This window comes from Gordonia sp. 852002-50395_SCH5434458, assembly GCF_001665905.1.
Taxonomy (GTDB): Bacteria; Actinomycetota; Actinomycetes; order Mycobacteriales; family Mycobacteriaceae; genus Gordonia; species Gordonia jacobaea.
This window is the reverse complement of sequence record NZ_LZTC01000041.1, coordinates 1-14,811: the sequence shown is the minus strand read 5'-3', so window position 1 is coordinate 14,811 and position 14,811 is coordinate 1. Positions and strand designations below refer to the sequence as shown.

The following is a 14,811-nucleotide window of genomic DNA, read 5'->3' as shown; positions in this document are numbered from 1 at the left end:
TGGGAGGGCAGGAGAAGCAATTCGGACTGCTTACGGCAGACTGGACCGCGTGTCCGAGCCTGTTTCAGCCCCACCTCTGGCAGTCGACGTCATCGACATCGACGACCCCGACGACCTGCGCGTCGACGACTTCCGCGACCTCAACTCCGTCGACCGCCGCCCCGACCTGCCGACGCTGCCGGGCGGTCGACCGGGCAAAGGGCTCGTGATCGCTGAGGGCGTTCTGGTGGCTCAACGCATGATCGCGTCGCGGTTCACCCCGCACGCCTTCCTGGGCGTCGACAAGAGACTCACCGAGCTGTCCGACGACCTGCGGAACCCCAGCCTGTCCGGGGTGCCGTTCTACCGCGCGAGCGCCGAGGTGATGGCCGAGATCGTCGGATTCCATCTCAATCGGGGAGTCCTGGGCGTCGCGCGCAGACCAGCCGCGTTGGAGGTCGACGACGTGCTCGCGACAGCCACGACCATCGCCGTGCTCGAGGGCGTCAACGACCACGAGAACATCGGCAGCATCTTCCGCAACGCAGCGGGCCTCGGCGTCGACGCGGTCCTGTTCGGTGCGGGCTGCGCCGATCCGCTGTATCGACGCTGCGTACGCGTGTCCATGGGCCACGCGCTTCTCGTGCCGCACGCGCGGTTCGACGACTGGCGCGGCGCCCTCGACCTCCTCGCTGATCACGGCTTCACGACGGTCGCGCTCACCCCACGCGAGTCCGCGGTCCCGCTCGCCGACGCGGTCTCGGCCGACAAGGTGGCCGTACTCGTCGGAGCAGAGGGCCCCGGCCTCAGCGAGACCGCCATCCGCGGCTCCCACGTCGCGGCACGCATTCCGATGAGCAGGGGCACGGATTCGCTCAACGTCGCGACTGCTGCGGCAATCGCCTTTTACGAGCGCGTCCGATCAGGGACGATAGACCGGTGAGCCTCGCCGAGTTCGACACCGCCCGCGCGTCGACGGTCGGCCTTTATCGCCGCGAACCGACGCCATGGGCGAGCGGACTCTTCGTCGCGACGACGTGCGCGATCTACTGCTCGCTGCTGCTCGTCGGCCTCTACACGCTCGTCGCCGACATCACGCCGTGGTCGGTGGCGGCTCGCTGGATCGGGGTTGCTGTTGCGATGCTCGTCGCGGGAGGACTCGGCTGGACACTGTGGCCACTGCGTGACCGACCCGTCTGGCGGTGGATCGTGTGGGGCTCGCTGATCGGATTTCTCGCAGGCGTCGGCTCATCGATCGCCCTGGCGCTACTGAATCCCTGATCCACCCGGCGAAGACCTACCCGGCGGACCTGCTCGAACTGCCTACTTGTCGGCGCCGAAGCCGAAGTACCGCGCGACGCGGCGCGTCCAGCCCGCCGACTCGTCGACGTACTCGCCGTTGGTGGGGAGTTCTGCTTCGACGCTCCCCGGCTCGCCGTAACTCCCCGGCTCGTCGAAATTCGCTGCCTCGCCGGCGTTCACGGTTGGAACCGGCGCCGTGACAGCATCCTCGACGCTCGCTGCTGGTGCATCACGCAGCTCGGACTCGACCACCGGCCGACTCTCCTCTGACCTATCCGCCCCGGTCTCGACCGCTTCGGCGTCGACCACTTCGGTGTCGACGATCCCGGCGTCCACGACGTCAGCGTCGACCTCGGGCTCACCCGGCCCATCGGCCATCGGCGGCGCCGCGACCGGTTCGGCGACCGGGATGCCGACCGCTGGTGTGTTCCCTGGAACCGGGGCAGGCGGAGCGTCGACGGGATGCTGCGCTGCGGCTTCGGCCTGCAGGACCTGCTCGCGCGCGCTCGCCGCGGCCGCGGTTGCAGCAGCAGTTGCGGCGGCGGCCGTGGCGCTGGCCTCGCGGTAGCGCTCGTCGTCGGCCTCGGTCGGCTCGTAGTCTGCGGGCCTGATGGCGAAGCCGGTGACGGGAATCGTCAGCGGTTCAAGATCGCTCGGCGCGAGGGGTCGGGTGAACCGGAAACCCAACCACTCCCGATTGCCCTGCTCGGCGAGTTGCTGCGGATGGAACGGCAATGCCAGCGGATCGGGTGCCACGCCGGGGGCGTACCGCAGCGGATGCTCGCCTCCCCAGAAAGGCTTCTCGAAGGGGTACGGCAGGCCGTCGTCCTCAATGATGCTGACGGGGTCGGCGGCAAACGAACGTCGAAGTGTTCCGTCTTCCCACCGCGCGAAAACGCCTGTCGCAGAGTCGGGTTCGGTGTAGAGCAGGACTGCGGCAGCGCTCTCGGGGATCGACGCCGCCGTGCGGATGGTCTCGACGGTGCGCGTCAGCGTCGACGGCTTCGACGTCGCGAAGAGCGAACACGACACCACGGTCAGCGGGCCGTAGAAACCCGCGTACACCTGCGAACTGTCCGAGTCCATCGCCGCGGCGAGGTTGGTGTCGACGGACGGGACGAGAACGCTGTCGCCATAGATGGCCGATGCCAACTTCTTGGCCGCGTCGACGTCGTTGGTGACGCCGGATCGGAGTACGTCGACGGGAGTGTCGGTGTCGATGAACCACAGTGTGACTGCGCGCGCGGACATGGAGGCCGGTGCTCAGCTGTTCCCGTTGCTGCGCACACCGAGCAGCACGTCTTCCCAGGCGGGCACGGCAGGCTTGCGCGACTTGCGACGACGATGCTCCGTCGGCTTGTCGTCGGTGCTCGACGTCGAGGTGTCGGGGCTTGTCGACGCGTCCTGAGTGCCGCGCTCGGAGTCCGTGGCAGGAGCTTCGTCGACGACGGTCGGCTCCTGTGCAGCGTCGTCGTCGATGCCGAAGTCGAGGGTGTACGTGTCGTGTTCGACCCGCACCTCGACGTGCCGTGAACGCTGGGCCCCGATCAACGCGTTGGCGTCGAAGGTGACTTCTTCGTGGTCGTCGTCGGCGGGAGTGATCGTCGGCGTGCTCACCGGGATGAGTCGACGTCGCGGTTCTATCGTCTCGGGGTGGATGAGTTCCTCGGCGAGATCGTCGAGCGGAACCGCGGTCCCGCCGTGCGAGCCGGGAGAAAAGCGCCAGTGCGCGTGATGCTCGGTGTGTCCGACCTGCCAGTTGACCTGGACGACCCACTGCCCGTCGTCGCCCTTCCAGGCGTCCCAGGTCGCTTCGTTGGGGTTCTGGCCGTACGCGGCGAGTCCCTCGGTGACCGTGTCGCCGAGAGTTTCGGTCGACGGTCCGTCGTGGCGAACGGGGTGGGCGAGTGCGCCGAGTTCGGTCGCACGCTGACGTTCGAGCAGCACCGGGTGGGCGAAGCGCTCGATCTTGTCCTTCGGCACTCCGGCGACGGCCGCGACCTCCTCGACACTCGCGCCCGCACGGATGCGGGATTGGATTTCTCGGGGGCGCAGCGACGATTCCATTTCAATCTCGATCTGTCCGAGGCGGGAGAGGTCACCGCGGGCGGCCGCGCGGAGCCGCTCGTCGGCGTCGAGCTTGAAGCGCTCACCGGAGTCGGTGTCCTGGCAGATGACATGCGAGCCGTCGACGTCGACGCCGACGACCCGAAGTTCACGCATCATCTGCTCCTCCTCTGGTGGCCATGAGTGCGGGCATTGTCGTCAGGTTAGACCACAGATCCGCGTGAGACGGTCGGGACACGCGGCAAATCCGCAGGTCGCACCCAAACGCGCGGCGCTGCTAAGCGCCAGACGCGGCCCGAACTGGCAGACGCGGCGGGTGTACCAACCGCGTCTGCCGACTCGAGCCGCGTCTGTGCGGAAAATGTCAGAGCTTGCCGACGACGTAGTCGATCGCGGCGGTCAGGGTGCTGACGTCGTCGGGCTCGATCGCCGGGAACATGCCGATGCGGAGCTGGTTGCGGCCGAGCTTGCGGTACGGCTCGGTGTCGACGATCCCGTTGGCGCGCAGCACCTTTGCGACCTGCGCGGCGTCGACGTCGTCGGTGAAGTCGATCGTCCCGACGACCTGGCTGCGCAGCGCGGGGTCGGCGACGAACGGTGTCGCGAACTCGCTGGCCTCGGCCCATGAGTACAGGCGCGAGCTGGAGTCGGCGGTACGCGCGACGCACCAGTCGAGTCCGCCGTTGCCCAGCATCCACTGGATCTGGTTGTCGAAGAGCAACAGCGTCGCGAGTGCGGGCGTGTTGTACGTCTGGTTCTTCGCGCTGTTGTCGACGGCCGTCGGCAGCGACAGGAACTCCGGGCACCAGCGATCGGTGTGGGCGATCTGGTCGACGCGCTCGAGGGCGGCGGGACTCATCACTGCGATCCACAGGCCGCCGTCGGAGGCGAAGCACTTCTGGGGCGCGAAGTAGTAGACGTCGGTGTCGGCGATGTCGACCGGCAGGCCACCTGCGCCCGACGTTGCGTCGATGGCGATCAGCGCGTCGTCGGAACCCGCGGGACGGACGACGGGCACAGCAACACCGGTCGACGTCTCGTTGTGGGCCCACCCGATGAGGTCGACGCCGCCGAAGTCGTCGACGGTCAGCGCTGCCGGATCAGGTGCGGTTCCCGGATCGGTGGAGATCACTGCGGGGGAGTCGAGGAACGGCGCCTTCTTGGCGACCGTCGCGAACTTGGAGCTGAACTCGCCGTAGGTCAGGTGCAGCGAACGCTGCTTGATCAGGCCGAACGCCGCCGCATCCCAGAACGCAGTGGTGCCGCCGTTGGACAGCACCACCTCGTAGCCCTCGGGCAGCGAGAACAGGTCGGCGAGACCCGCGCGGATCGAGTCGACGACGTTCTTCACCGGCGCCTGGCGGTGGGAGGTACCCATCACCGACGCTCCGATGTCGACCAGGGACTGCAGTTGCTCGGGGCGCACCTTCGACGGTCCGCAGCCGAACCGGCCGTCGGAGGGCAGCAGCTCTGCGGGGATGGTGATGGATTCGATGGCGACGTCGCTCATGCCCGCAATTCTAGGGATGTGGCGCCGACCACTGCGTTCCGCCCCTCCCCGCGCGCTTACAACCCCGGTTTGACGACGTCGCCCCACCCCTCGACGTCCTCGGGTCGACGCGGCGCGGGACCGGTGTAGAGCGCCGCGGGGCGGACCAGCTTGCCGAGCTGCTTCTGCTCGAGAATGTGCGCGCACCAGCCGGCGGTGCGCCCGCAGGTGAACATCGCCGGCATCATGTGGGGTGGTACCTCGGCGAAGTCGAGGATGACTGCCGCCCAGAACTCGACGTTGGTTTCGATGGCCCGGTCCGGACGTCGCTCGCGCAGTTCGGTCAGCGCGGCCTGCTCGAGTGCGGCGGCCACCTCATAGCGCGGGACGTCGAGTTCCGATGCGGTGCGGCGCAATACGCGTGCTCGCGGGTCCTCGGCACGGTACACGCGGTGCCCGAAGCCCATCAGCTTCTCTTTGCGGTCGAGGATTCCCCTGACCAAACCTCTTGCGTCACCGGTCTTTTCGACCTCTTCGATCATCGGCAACACCCGCGCCGGTGCGCCGCCGTGTAGCGGTCCCGACATCGCTCCGATGGCTCCAGAGAGCGACGCCGCGACGTCGGCTCCGGTGGACGCGATCACCCGCGCTGTGAAGGTCGACGCGTTGAGTCCATGCTCGGCTGCACTCACCCAGTAGGCGTCGATCGCCGCGATGTGTTTCGGGTCGGGTTCTCCCTTCCACCGCGTCATGAATCGGGCGGTGACTGTCGGGCATTCGTCGATAATCCGTTGCGGCACTGCGGGTTGGTGGATGCCGCGTGCCGATTGCGCGACGTACGAGAGCGCCATCACCGACGCGCGCGCGAGGTTGGCGCGTGCGGTGGCGTCGTCGATGTCGAGCAGTGGCTGGTAGCCCCAGATGGGGGCGAGCATGGCCAGCGCGGCCTGTACGTCGACGCGGACATCGCCGGTGTGGATGGGCAGCGGGAATGGTTCGGCGGGCGGTAGTCCGTCGCCGAACCGGCCGTCGACGAGTAGGGCCCACACATCGGCGAAGGTGACGGCGTTCTCGACCAGATCCTCGATGTCGACCCCGCGATAGCGCAGGTTACCGCCGTTCTTGTCCGGTTCGGCGATCTCGGTCGTGAAGGCGACGACGCCCTCGAGTCCCGGTACGAAGTCGTCGGGAATGCTGTTCGCCACAGGGGCCACCTCTCTCCACGCAACACCGTGGGAAGTGCGCGGCGCGGGGCTGCGGCGCCACCCCAGCACTCTAGGTCACTCCAGCAGGTGCGGCACAGCGGGACGCCTCACCCAATGGGCGGTGACGGGTCGGGTCGGGGAGTACCGTCGGCGTCGTGGACAACGACCCCATCGACCTGCCCGGTATGCGCGTCGGTTACGGCGGCGGCATCCCACCCAACGTCGGCGATGGCGATCGAGCGGCTGGCGCAGACGGGGTGCGGGACAATCTCGATCCGAGCTGGCTCGACGGTGAGCCGCCGTGGCTCGAACTGTTCACGGTGTGGTTGCGCGAAGCCGTTGCCGCGCGCATCCCCGAACCCAACGCGATGGTGCTCGGAACTGTCGACGTGAACGGACTTCCGGCTACACGGACCGTGCTGTGCAAGGGAGTCGACGCCGGGGGCGTCGTGTTCTTCACCGGGTACGACTCGGACAAGGGACACGACCTCGCCGCCAACCCTTTTGCCGCCGTGACCTTTCCATGGATCGCATTGGAACGACAGGTTCACTTTCGCGGGCCTGTGACCAAGGTCAGCGACGCCGAGACGCAGGCGTATTGGAACAACCGCCCGCGCGGCTCTCAATTGTCGGGTTACGCGTCGGAACAGTCACGCGAGATCGGTAGCCGTGCCGAGCTCGAAGCCAAGGCCGCGTCGGTCGCCGAGCAGTTCGGCGGATTCGACGACGGCGACCCTGTACCCGCGCCGTCGAATTGGGGTGGGTACCGAATCGAACCGGTCTTCGTCGAGTTCTGGCAGGGCCGAGCCAACCGACTGCACAACCGGGTGCGGTTGACCATGATCGACGGTTGCTGGCGGGCGGCTCGGTTGCAGCCGTAGAGCTTTCGCCAAGGTCACAGGGGCGGGAGCCAAGCGGGCGGTACGACAAGACCCATCTGCCGGTCCACAGGGGACCGTGTTTTCGTGACCAAGTTCTTCGCATGCGTTAAGCTTCGCGGCAGCATGTTCGGGGAGTGGTTGCGACAGTTGGGGAGGGCTGGTTGAGCGAGAGCGATCTCGAGCAGTGGTTTGCCGACCTCCCGCCGTGGCCTACCTCGGGTACGACTCCGATGCACGAACTCGCGCGCGAGTCGTCGAGTGTGTTGGTGGCCTCGAAAGTCGCCGGTTCGGATACCGCTTCGTCGAGCGAGGGATCCGGGTCGGCCTCTCCCTCGCAGGAGCTCGACGCCTTCCTCACCTCCCAGGCCGAACGCTTGCGCGAGGACACTCGCCAGAAGCGAGAGAACGCGGCAGGTCCGCGCACCTGGCACAAGAGGCGGGGAACACTCGTCGGCGCGGGAGCAGGGATCCTCGTAATCGCGGTGATCGCAACTGTTCTCGGTGTCGCTCTATCGGGGTCCGACGAACGCGAGTCGACCACTGCGCGGCCGTCGGCCGTCGGTCCGACAGGCAGCAGTACCGCGTCTAGCAAATGCCCTGCCAGCGTGAATGGCGCCGTGACCACGGGAGCTGGTGCGGGAGACCAGAGTTCGGGCCCCAACGTGATCAAGGCGTTCAACTATGCGTACTACGTCGACAAAAACGCTCAGAAAGCCAAAGCTGTGACGACGCCGAACGCGGTCGCTGCTGTCGATGTCATGCAGAAGTTCATCGACCAACGCGGCGTCGGCACCAGTCACTGCCTCTCGATCACTGATCGCGGGAACAACACCTATGGTGTGACGCTCACCGAGACTCCACCGAATGGCGGGGCGCCGATCGTCTACCAGCAGACCATCAGTACTGTGCAGGCCGGTGGCAAGTACTGGATCACTTCGATCAAGTCTGAAAACTGATTTTCAACGCCACTATTCGGGGTTCTCGGTCTCAGGTCGAGAAGTAATGAGGGGGACAACGCGACGATGACACGGTCAGCCAAGAACCGGACTCGCGAAGCAGCATTGGACGTACGCCGACCTTCGATGAAGACGGCGGTCACCTCTGCGGTTCTCGTCGCCTCCATCGCGACTGCGTTGGGTGCCGGTTCGGCGGCAGCTGTGGAACAGGGCGGAACGAACCCCAACGATTCCGCGCCGCAGCAGGGCGGCACCGCGCCGACCGATACCGCTCCCCAACAGGGCGGTACGGCTCCGACGCCGGCGCCCGAACCATCCGCGCCGATCAACGTCCCCGGTGCCGGTTCGATCCCGGCCCCGCCCCAAGAAGCTCCTTACCAGCCGTACACCGCTGCCCCGCAGTATGAGGAGTCGGGCTACACCGACCCCGGCTACAGCACGTACTACAGCCCCGTACCCGACGCGCCGCTCCGGGCGCCGAAGCCCGTTGCGCCGGTGCGCCCGATTGCCCCGCCGCCCAACAAGATTCGCGTCGGAAACTTCGTGACCGACATCCCCGACGGCATGTCGGACAAGGACGTCAACTCCATCAACGCGTGGTCGGCCTACGGTGAGGCCAAGATCGCCCAGAACCTGATCTCCCTCGGCGTGCCGAAGGACAAAGCGTCGCGTCAGGCCGCGGCCACGATCATCGGCGTGGCCATCGGTGGTGCCGCAGGTGCTGCCGCCGGTGTCATTCCCGGAGCGCTTGTCGGCGTGCTGCCGGGCGCAGCGGTCGGTGCGGGGGTCGGTGCCGGTGTCGGTGCCGTTGCCCTGACCCCGGTTTCGGTGCCCGGCGTGGGAACACTCTCGGGGGGCGCCGTCGGCGCTCTCATCGGCCTCCCGATCGGCATGGCAGGCGGAGCGGCAGCGGGCGCTGTCGGCGGAGCCGCCCTCGGCGCGACGATCGGCGGCACCATTGGTGGCATCGCCGCGTACACGCTCGGCGCAGGCGATCCGGGCGCGCACCCGCAGGAGCCCTGGAAGCTCGACGAGAACGGAAATCCCAAGCAGCCCAAGCACGCCAAGCCTGAGCCGGTCGATCCCAGCATCAACCAGTTCGAGCTGTCGGTTCCTGCTGAGTCGGCCGCCGAACAGGGGCTGCCCGGCGTCGACTACGTGGTCAACTATCGCGGCGATGTCAACGTGAAGGTTGGCAACCAGACCACCACGTGGTCGGCAGAGCAGGCGCAGGCGCCGTACAAGGCACTCGGGCCGCTCGGCGCTGCGCTCGAGAAGCACTTCCGCGAGCTGACCAAGCAGATGACGGGCAGTCTCGACGCTCAGGTTCCCGGCTCCGAGGTCAACTGGCCCCAGGAGGCTGTGGGTCGCCACGCGCTACCCGACGACGCAACGGCATCGGAAGCCGTTGCGGCACAGTCGACTCCGGTGGCAGCGACCGTCGACGCCCCGGCGGACGCGACCAAGACAGACGTATCTCGATCCGAAGAAGCAGCACCCGCCGTCGCCAAGGTGGGTCGGCACGCAGCAGGCCGCTGATCGACATGTCCGACACCAGCGTGCAGGGAGCTCAACAGGCGGCCGCGATGCCACACGCGGTCGTCGTGGTGGGCTCTGCCGGTGGTGTCGGAACGTCGGTGATCTCAGCACTTCTCGCTGAGTATCGGGCGGCGACGACGCTCGGCGCTGCGTCGTGGTGGGTTGACGCATCGGGCAACGACTGCGATATCGAGTTGCGGCTACAGGGGCGTGGCGACCCGTCGTTGCTGCGAAGCGAACTCGGTACCGGCCTCCACCTCGCCGCCGAAGGAGCATCGGTGGTCGACACGGTCGAGGAAGTCTGGGGCAACGGCGCCGTGCCGGTCGTCGACGCCGGTGCGCGTCTACTCACATCACTTGCCGATCTCACCGACGACGTATTGATCGACAAAGTCACGCCGGTGATCGTGCTCGGTGTACGGCCTGATCTCCTCAACCGGGCGCGCCCGTTCTTGTCCGAGTGGCACAAGGCGGGCGTACTCGAACGGTCCGTCGTCGTGATCAACAACCCCGTTCCGCTACCGAATCAAGCGTCGCTCCGGACACTGCTGATCGACACCGTCGGCGCGAGCGTGGCTGCGGTCGTCGGATTCGACTACGAACCGGTGCTCGGCAGCGGGCTGGCAATGGGCCGTGTTGCGCAGGAGAAGTTCCTCCCGGCGACATGGGTGTCATTGCAGGCTCTCGCGCGGGCGACGCAGGGCACTGCCGCCCAGTAGAGGTATCGCCCAGTAGGTAATACGCCAACGGGATTCACTCGCTGGTAGTACGTGTCGCTAAACTGCTTCGGTGCCCCGCCTGCTCGCCGATACGACGCCTCTGCGCAATATCTACTTTCGGCGTCTCTGGGTGGCGAACATCGTCACCGTCATCGGTGCTCAACTGACGATCGTCGCGGTACCGGCCCAGATCTACACCATCACAGGCAGTTCCGCGTATGTGGGACTCACCGGACTCTTCGGTTTGGTGCCGCTCGTCATCTTCGGTCTGTGGGGCGGGGCGCTCGCAGACGTGCTGGATCGTCGAATCTTGTTGATCTGCACCACGATCGGGCTGATCGCGTGCAGTGCGGCATTCTGGGCACAGTCGGCGTTCGGTGTCGGAAATGTCTGGATTATCCTGTCGCTGTTCGCAATTCAGCAGGCATTCTTCGCGGTCAACCAGCCGACGCGTACGGCGGTGCTGCCGAGGCTGCTTCCCGACGAGGAGCTCCCTGCTGCGCTGTCATTGAATATGACGGTCATGCAGGCCGGCGCGATAGCGGGTCCGCTCGTCGGTGGTGCGTTGATCCCGATACTTGGGTATCCGCTCCTCTATCTCCTCGACACCATCTTCCTCGTACCGACGCTCGCGGCGGTCGTGATGTTGCCCGCGCTCCGACCGCTCAGTGGCGACGCGCCCAAGGTTCCCGGGCTGCGCTCGGTCATCGACGGTCTGCGCTATCTCGGGGCGCACAAGATCCTGATGGTGTCGTTCGTGGTCGACCTCATTGCCATGATCTTCGGCATGCCGCGGGCGCTGTTTCCGCAGATGGCCCACGAGAACTTCGGTGGGCCGATCGACGGCGGCTGGGCGTTCGCGCTGTTGTTCGCATCAATCCCTGCCGGTGCCGTGATCGGCGGTGTCTTCTCCGGATGGGTGAGTCGCGTTCAACGGCAGGGCCTGGCTGTCATTGTGTGCGTCATCATTTGGGGCGTCGCGATCGCCGGTGCGGGTATCGCGGTGGGATTTGCACATGGTCGCGCGATGCCGTGGCTCCCGGTTGCCCTGGTGCTGCTGATGATCGGTGGTGCCGCCGACATGGCGTCGGCGGCATTCCGTCAGTCGATCCTGTTGGCCGCGGCCAACGACGACGTGCGCGGTCGACTGCAAGGCGTGTTCATCGTCGTCGTCGCCGGTGGTCCGCGAATCGCCGACGTCGTACATGGCGCGGTCGCGGTGTCGATCGGCGTCGCACTCACCACGACCGGTGGTGGTGTGCTCGTCGTGATCGGCACAGTCCTTGCCGCGCTTGTGGTTCCGGCATTCGTGCGATACCGCATCGGGCGCACCATCACCGAGCGGGCCGAAGGCCAGGGGTGAGCGTCGAGATCGCCGACGATGCCCTGACCAGCGGACCAGAGATTTCGATGCCAAGATGGAGCGCATGACTGTCACCGTCGGGGAATCGCGCAGCGGCTTTCGTGTCCCGCTCATCGACATCACGCCGTATATCGCGGGCGGCAGCGCCGCCGACAAGGCTGTCGTCGCCGCGCAGATCGACGACGCCGCCAGTTCGGTGGGCTTCATGCAGATTGTGGGGCACGAGATTCCATCGGCCGTGATCGACGAGTTCACCGCGGTGCTCGACGATTTCTTCGCACTACCCCTCGACCAGAAGAAGGCGTATCGCACCCCGCCGGAGATCAATCGTGGGTACGCGCCGCCGAAGTCCGAATCACTCTCGTTGTCGCTCGGCGTCGAATCAGCGAATCGCATGAACGACTTCTTCGAGGCGTACAACGTCGGCGTCGAAGCCAAGGAGTACCCTGATCTCGAGCTCCCAGACGACCAGTACGCCGACAACACCTGGCCGCAGGTCGACCACTTCGAGGCCGCGGTGTCGACGTACTTTGCCGAGGCTCGACGGGTCGCGCACACCCTGACCAAGATCTTCGCCGACGCACTCGACCTCCCGTCCGACTTCTTCGACGGCTACACCGATCACTCCCTCGACGTGCTGCGCATGAACAACTACGCGCTGCCGCCCGGCGAGGTGGAGCTCGACGGCGAGCTGACGGGCATGGGGGAGCACACCGACTACGGCATCGTCACCGTGCTCTGGGCCGACCAGGTGCGCGGTCTGCAGGTCCTCGACGGCAACGGTCAGTGGCACGACGTCGCTCCCGAAGACGGGGCATTACTGATCAACCTCGGTGATCTGATGGCCCGCTGGACCAATGAGCGATGGATGTCGACGTTGCATCGGGTCAAGCCGCCGATCGTCGACGGGAGTATTGAACGCCGACGCTCCGCCGCCTACTTTCACGACGGCAACATCGACGCGACGATCTCCACGCTTCCGTCGTGCGTCGGCGCCGGAAGCCGGTACTCGCCGATCACGGTGGGCGAGCACATCGGCGCAAAACTCGCCGGATCACGTGCGGGACAGGCAAATCCGTACGCCAAACGTGAAGCTGCCCGAGTCCAGCGCGCCATGCAGCGGGGACTCGGGCAGCAGTAGATCGCTCACGGCCGGTGTCCGGTGGTCAAGGGGCCGCGGTCGGACTCGTCAGGGAACGATCACCCAGCCGCCGAACCCGTAGCCCTGAAGAACTCGTACCGGAGTGTTGAGTGCGTACGCACCGATCATCACCTGGACGGCGCCCGAGCCCGTACGCAGTTCGAGCGACTGGGTCTCGCCTGGTTTGCGCCCGAACGTAGCGCGCAAAAACTTCTCCTGCGGAATCAATGAAGCACCGTTGCTGAGCATGATGAGCGAGCTGCACCGCGGATTCCGTGCCCACCCGGCACCGTTGCCGGTGAAGCCGAACGAGGTCAGTGTCGCCTTGAGCACGCCGCGCTTGGGAGAGGTCAACGTGACATGGACAGAGCCACGACAGTAGTCATGGTCGCCGAAGAAGCCGAAGTTGTCGCCGGTGCTTGTGTAGTGGGGCAACGGTCGGGGCGCCGGCGCCGCATCCGCGCCACCTCCGCCGATTCCGATGCCCAGAGCTGCCGACGCTGCGACAGCGACCCCGGCGGCGAGCCGACGACTCTTACTGCGGAACTTTGACCCGAAAACGGGCATGTACGCACCTGATCCTTGGGTTTGGGCGTCGTGGACGCAACGGTGATCGTTCATTTGCGCAAACAAATTAGCACGACGTTCCGTGGCTTGGGTCACAGGTTTCGAGGGCGGCAGAACTGTAACGAACCGCGCGGCGTCGAGCGCATCGCTGATATAACGGCAGTGAGGGCACGTGTGTCGGGGAGGGTCGGTGGAACGTCGCCGGAGCCGAGGAACCTGGGCGTCATGCGGAACCTTTGGGGCGGAAAAGGACGATACGGCAGATGCCACCGCGTCCGAACGTCGAGACGTGCAAAGACCGTGCAGGAGAGCACAATGACCACATCCTCGCAAACCCCTTCGACGATGCGCGCAGCCGTCGTCCATGACTTCACCAAGCCCCTGACAGTCGATTCGATCGACGTTCCGGCCCCCACTGGAAACGAAGCGCTGGTGCGCGTCGACTACACCGGCGTCTGCCACACCGATCTCCATGCGGCACATGGTGATTGGCCCGTCAAGCCAGAGCCGCCCTTCGTGCCGGGCCATGAGGGAGTCGGGACCGTCGTTGCGGTGGGCGACGACGTCACCCGTATCAAGGTGGGCGACGTCGTCGGAAATGCGTGGCTGTGGAGTGCTTGCGGCGAATGTGAATGGTGCGAAACCGGTTGGGAGACACTGTGTCCCAACCAGAAGAACGGTGGGTACTCGGTCGACGGTTCGTTCGGCCGCTACATGCTCGTCGACTCACGCTACTGTCCCATCATTCCGTCAGGTGCCGATCTCGCCGCCGTCGGCCCGATCCTGTGCGCGGGCGTCACCGTCTACAAGGGTCTGAAGTGCACCGACACCAAACCCGGTGAGTGGGTGCTGATTTCCGGTATCGGCGGACTCGGGCACATCGCGGTGCAGTATGCGATCGCGATGGGTCGTCGGGTGGCGGCGTTCGATGTTGACGACGAGAAGCTCGAACTCGCCCGCCATCACGGCGCCGAGATCACGGTCAATGCCGCGACGTCCGCCGACCCGGGCGCCGAACTGCAGGAAGCCACGGGTGGTGGCGTTCACGGCGCACTCGTCACCGCGGTCAACAAGCACGCGTTTCCACAGGCGATCAGCGCACTGCGGCGCGGTGGGACCGTCGTCCTGGTCGGTCTTCCGCCCGATCAGTTCCCGCTCGACATCTTCAGCACGGTGCTGCTCGGGTTGACTGTGCGCGGCTCGATCGTCGGAACCCGCAAGGACATGAGCGAGGCTCTCGATTTCTACGCGCGGGGCAAGATCACGCCCACCTACTCGGTACGCAGTCTGACCGATATCAACGCGGTGTTCGACGAGATGGAGCACGGCAAGATCGAAGGCCGCGTCGTGATGGATATGGCCAAGGACGCCGGCTGAGCGGCGTTGTTTGTAACGGCTCCACTTATATCGAGAATGTGTGTCGTATCGGAAGATGTGGGTGCTGCAGCACACAGATCCTTCGATTCGACACACATCTAGCCCGGCCGGGATGCTGGGCGGTGTATACGGGTGGCAGGGTCTGGCTCGAGCCGGGGTGCGTACACAATCGTGACGTGAGCGGGGCGCCGAGGAGATTATTGTCTTGGCGTCGCGCTGACGACCG

General features: G+C 66.1%; 14 protein-coding genes. 9 read left to right on the top strand and 5 right to left on the bottom strand.

The window, feature by feature from the left end:
• The first annotated feature begins 49 nt into the window (after window positions 1–49).
• Together A5785_RS09810 and A5785_RS09805 are read left to right on the top strand one after the other, a co-directional pair.
• Entirely contained in the window at window positions 50–922 is an 873-nt protein-coding gene (locus A5785_RS09810) for a TrmH family RNA methyltransferase (protein WP_049697826.1), read from the top strand.
• Window positions 919–1,260, top strand: a complete 342-nt coding sequence (locus tag A5785_RS09805) for a DUF2537 domain-containing protein (protein WP_049697827.1) — start codon at window positions 919–921, stop codon at window positions 1,258–1,260. Before A5785_RS09810 ends, A5785_RS09805 begins: the two co-directional genes overlap by 4 nt.
• 42 nt (window positions 1,261–1,302) lie before the next feature.
• Here A5785_RS09805 and A5785_RS23965 read toward each other — a convergent pair whose 3' ends face one another.
• The 4 genes from A5785_RS23965 to A5785_RS09785 all read right to left on the bottom strand — a co-directional run bounded on the left by A5785_RS23965 (window position 1,303) and on the right by A5785_RS09785 (window position 6,042).
• Complete coding sequence (locus tag A5785_RS23965; protein WP_064866247.1) at window positions 1,303–2,532, bottom strand: DUF6928 family protein; 1,230 nt, start codon at window positions 2,530–2,532, stop codon at window positions 1,303–1,305.
• 12 nt (window positions 2,533–2,544) lie between these two features.
• Window positions 2,545–3,504 carry a septation protein SepH gene (gene sepH, locus A5785_RS09795; RefSeq protein WP_049698068.1) on the bottom strand — a complete coding sequence of 320 codons (960 nt, stop codon included), beginning with the start codon at window positions 3,502–3,504 and terminating at the stop codon, window positions 2,545–2,547.
• 208 nt (window positions 3,505–3,712) lie between these two features.
• On the bottom strand, window positions 3,713–4,858 hold the full coding sequence (serC, locus tag A5785_RS09790; RefSeq protein ID WP_049697829.1) for a phosphoserine transaminase: 1,146 nt from the start codon (window positions 4,856–4,858) through the stop codon (window positions 3,713–3,715).
• Between the two features lie 56 nt (window positions 4,859–4,914).
• Window positions 4,915–6,042 carry a citrate synthase 2 gene (locus tag A5785_RS09785; protein ID WP_005206634.1) on the bottom strand — a complete coding sequence of 376 codons (1,128 nt, stop codon included), beginning with the start codon at window positions 6,040–6,042 and terminating at the stop codon, window positions 4,915–4,917.
• A 185-nt stretch (window positions 6,043–6,227) separates the two neighbouring features.
• On the opposite strand from A5785_RS09785, the gene pdxH reads away from it, so the two are divergent.
• From pdxH to A5785_RS09755, 6 genes are all read left to right on the top strand, one after another.
• Window positions 6,228–6,923 (top strand): pyridoxamine 5'-phosphate oxidase, encoded by a 696-nt coding sequence (pdxH, locus tag A5785_RS09780; RefSeq protein ID WP_049698069.1) that lies wholly within the window; start codon window positions 6,228–6,230, stop codon window positions 6,921–6,923.
• Between the two features lie 161 nt (window positions 6,924–7,084).
• Entirely contained in the window at window positions 7,085–7,879 is a 795-nt protein-coding gene (locus A5785_RS09775) for a hypothetical protein (RefSeq protein ID WP_049697830.1), read from the top strand.
• 126 nt (window positions 7,880–8,005) lie between these two features.
• Window positions 8,006–9,418 carry a hypothetical protein gene (locus A5785_RS09770; protein ID WP_049697831.1) on the top strand — a complete coding sequence of 471 codons (1,413 nt, stop codon included), beginning with the start codon at window positions 8,006–8,008 and terminating at the stop codon, window positions 9,416–9,418.
• Between the two features lie 5 nt (window positions 9,419–9,423).
• Window positions 9,424–10,137 (top strand): hypothetical protein, encoded by a 714-nt coding sequence (locus A5785_RS09765; protein ID WP_049697832.1) that lies wholly within the window; start codon window positions 9,424–9,426, stop codon window positions 10,135–10,137.
• 70 nt (window positions 10,138–10,207) lie between these two features.
• The gene (locus A5785_RS09760) at window positions 10,208–11,500 is read left to right on the top strand and encodes an MFS transporter (protein ID WP_005206629.1); all 1,293 of its coding nucleotides are present in this window, start codon (window positions 10,208–10,210) and stop codon (window positions 11,498–11,500) included.
• Between the two features lie 55 nt (window positions 11,501–11,555).
• Window positions 11,556–12,641 (top strand): isopenicillin N synthase family dioxygenase, encoded by a 1,086-nt coding sequence (locus A5785_RS09755; protein ID WP_049697833.1) that lies wholly within the window; start codon window positions 11,556–11,558, stop codon window positions 12,639–12,641.
• Window positions 12,642–12,689: 48 nt separating this feature from the next.
• Here the strand turns inward: A5785_RS09755 and A5785_RS09750 are convergent, their stop codons facing one another.
• A complete protein-coding gene (locus tag A5785_RS09750; protein WP_049697834.1) occupies window positions 12,690–13,208 on the bottom strand; it encodes a hypothetical protein in 519 nt (172 codons plus the stop codon).
• Between the two features lie 315 nt (window positions 13,209–13,523).
• Here A5785_RS09750 and adhP point away from each other — a divergent pair, with 315 nt between their 5' ends.
• Window positions 13,524–14,585 carry an alcohol dehydrogenase AdhP gene (adhP, locus tag A5785_RS09745; protein WP_197500814.1) on the top strand — a complete coding sequence of 354 codons (1,062 nt, stop codon included), beginning with the start codon at window positions 13,524–13,526 and terminating at the stop codon, window positions 14,583–14,585.
• Window positions 14,586–14,811 lie beyond the last annotated feature (226 nt).

Bases quoted from the DNA above. Each gene is read 5' to 3' on its own strand.
- A5785_RS09770 (WP_049697831.1), top strand. From the start codon at position 8,006: ATGAAGACGGCGGTCACCTCTGCGGTTCTCGTCGCCTCCATCGCGACT.
- A5785_RS09765 (WP_049697832.1), top strand. From the start codon at position 9,424: ATGTCCGACACCAGCGTGCAGGGAGCTCAACAGGCGGCCGCGATGCCA.
- serC (WP_049697829.1), bottom strand. From the start codon at position 4,858: ATGAGCGACGTCGCCATCGAATCCATCACCATCCCCGCAGAGCTGCTG.
- pdxH (WP_049698069.1), top strand. From the start codon at position 6,228: ATGCGCGTCGGTTACGGCGGCGGCATCCCACCCAACGTCGGCGATGGC.
- A5785_RS23965 (WP_064866247.1), bottom strand. From the start codon at position 2,532: ATGTCCGCGCGCGCAGTCACACTGTGGTTCATCGACACCGACACTCCC.
- adhP (WP_197500814.1), top strand. From the start codon at position 13,524: ATGACCACATCCTCGCAAACCCCTTCGACGATGCGCGCAGCCGTCGTC.
- sepH (WP_049698068.1), bottom strand. From the start codon at position 3,504: ATGCGTGAACTTCGGGTCGTCGGCGTCGACGTCGACGGCTCGCATGTC.
- A5785_RS09755 (WP_049697833.1), top strand. From the start codon at position 11,556: ATGGAGCGCATGACTGTCACCGTCGGGGAATCGCGCAGCGGCTTTCGT.
- A5785_RS09750 (WP_049697834.1), bottom strand. From the start codon at position 13,208: ATGCCCGTTTTCGGGTCAAAGTTCCGCAGTAAGAGTCGTCGGCTCGCC.